Annotated in this window: 1 protein-coding gene; it reads left to right on the forward strand. The window is 33.6% G+C overall.

Annotated elements, in window-relative coordinates; translation table 4 throughout:
* The first annotated feature begins 138 nt into the window (after positions 1-138).
* Positions 139-2,331 (forward strand): fructose-specific PTS transporter subunit EIIC, encoded by a 2,193-nt coding sequence (locus tag EHU54_RS05390; RefSeq protein WP_400249355.1) that lies wholly within the window; start codon positions 139-141, stop codon positions 2,329-2,331.
* Positions 2,332-2,419 lie beyond the last annotated feature (88 nt).

Genomic DNA, 2,419 nt, shown 5'->3' on the forward strand with positions numbered 1-2,419 from the left:
CTAAAAAAATGACACTTATTAAATTTTAATTTTATAGAAAAAAAATTCCATTTTATATTTAAAAATAGATTTTTTTAATAAAATTATTGAGTTTTAATTTTAAAATAGTAAACTATAAATGGAAGGAGAAAAAACTATATGTATAATAACATTTTTAATGAAAAACATATTATTTTAGATTCAACAGCTAAAACTAAAGAAGGAAGCTTTTTAGAACTTGCTCAATTAGCTGAAAATCTTGGATATGTTTCTGACCGCAATGAACTTGTTAAAGGTTTTGAGGCCCGAGAAAAAGAATCTTCAACAGGTTTTGAAGATGGCTTTGCAATTCCTCATGCACGAATTAGTGCTGTTACAAATGCAGCGGTTTTATTTATTCGTTTCAAAAATGATGTTGATTGAAATGCAATGGATGGTAAACCAACGAAAGTTGCCATTGCTTTAATTATTCCTGAAGCTAAATCAGGAGAAATTCATTTAGGAATTTTAAGTGAGGTAGCACGAAAATTAATGGATGAAGATTTTAAAAAAGCAATGAAAGTTGAAACAGACAAAGCAAAAATTTCAGCAGCATTATTAACTGGGATTGGAAAAGAAGAGGTTCCAACCAAAACGACTCCAACTGGTCAAAAGCCGTTGCTTTTAGCAATGACAGCTTGTGCAACAGGAGTAGCGCATACTTTTTTAGCTGCGGATAAATTAAACCAAACTGCTCCTAAAATGGGATACGACATTAAAGTTGAAACACATGGAGCTGAAGGTGTTCGCAATGATTTTACAGAGGGAGAAATTAAAGAAGCCGAAGTAATCATTGCTGCAACGGATATTGGACTTGATATGGAAAGATTTAGTGGAAAAAAAGTTTATAACTGTCCAGTTGCAAAAGCAATTAAAGATCCAGAAGGGGTTATTAATGCCGCTCTAAAAGAAGGAAAAGTGCAACCAACTGGAGAATTTATTACTAAGGGTGCTAATGGTAGCAACCAAAAAGTTGGAGTAATGAAACACTTAATGGCTGGGGTTTCATATATGGTTCCAATTGTTATTTTAGGAGGAATTTTTATTGCTATTTCATTAGGATTAGCAAAAGCAATTTATGGTCCCAACTATGAGAATTTTCATGGTTCATTAAAAGGAATGGGTTGAATTCCTGATGTTAGCGGAACAACAGCACATTGAGGAGAAATATTTTATACTGACCCATTAACTGACCCAAAAAACTTTTTCTATTATCTTAATGTTATAGGTGTATCAGCCTTTACATTAATGATTCCAATTTTGGGAGCATTTATTGCTAATTCAATTGCTGGTCGTTCAGCAATTGCTCCAGTTTTAGTTGTTTCATTTATTGGAAATAATGCTGCTAACTTTTATCCTTTACCAGGAATTGAAGCAGTTAATACTCCAACTGGATTCGTTGGAGCAATTGCAGCCGGATTAGCGGTTGGATATACTGTTAAATGAATTAATACTTGAAATGTTCCAAAAGGATTAAAACCAGTAATGCCAATCTTCTTTATTCCAATTGTTGTCGGTTTTATCTATGGAATGATTATGATTTTTGTGATTGGCTCAACTGTTGGTTGAGTAATGGGTAAATTCCAAGATTGAATTTCACAAACATGAGGTAATACTTCAAATGCTGCTAATGTAGCAATTGGATTAGGCTTTGGACTATTGATCGGAGCAATGGCTGGTTTTGATATGGGTGGACCAATTAATAAAGTTGCATTCTTAGCATGTACAGGTTTAATTGGTTCAAAAATTTATACACCAATGGGGGCAATGGCAGTTGCAATTCCAGTTGCGCCAATGGGAATGGGAATTGCAACATGAATTTTTAAACCATTCTATAATGAAGAACAACGCACAATGGGTTCAACAGCATTCTTTATGGGATGTATTGGAATCTCAGAAGGAGCAATTCCATTTGCAGTTAATGATCCAAAACGTGTTATTCCAAGTAACATTGTTGGTTCAGCAATTGCGGGTGCTTTAGCTGGTGCAGTAGGAATTGCTGATTTGGCTGGTCATGGTGGGCCAATTGTTGGATTCTTATCAGCGTTAGGTCGTGGTAATGGTGATGCTGGAGTTTATGGATGAGCTAGTGCTTGAGGATGAACATTACTAGCATTCTTATTTATGATTATTGGGGCTTTAATTACTGCCTTTATGTATGGTTTCTGACAAGTTATAGATAAAAAACGTACTGGTGAAACAATTTCAATGAAACAATTTGTGGTAAAAAAACATACTAATAAAGTAGTTGCTAATAAAAAATCTCAAAAAGTAAAAAAAGAACATAATCACCGCCATATAACAAAAAAGTAATCATCAAACCCAAATTATGTAAACTGTAAAACGAAACGCGCTAAAACAACTCTTATTAAAGGGTTGTTTTTTTATTTGTAAACCCATA

This window comes from Spiroplasma sp. ald (genome assembly GCF_044714355.1).
GTDB classification, from domain to species: Bacteria; Bacillota_I; Bacilli_A; order Mycoplasmatales; family Mycoplasmataceae; genus Spiroplasma; species Spiroplasma phoeniceum.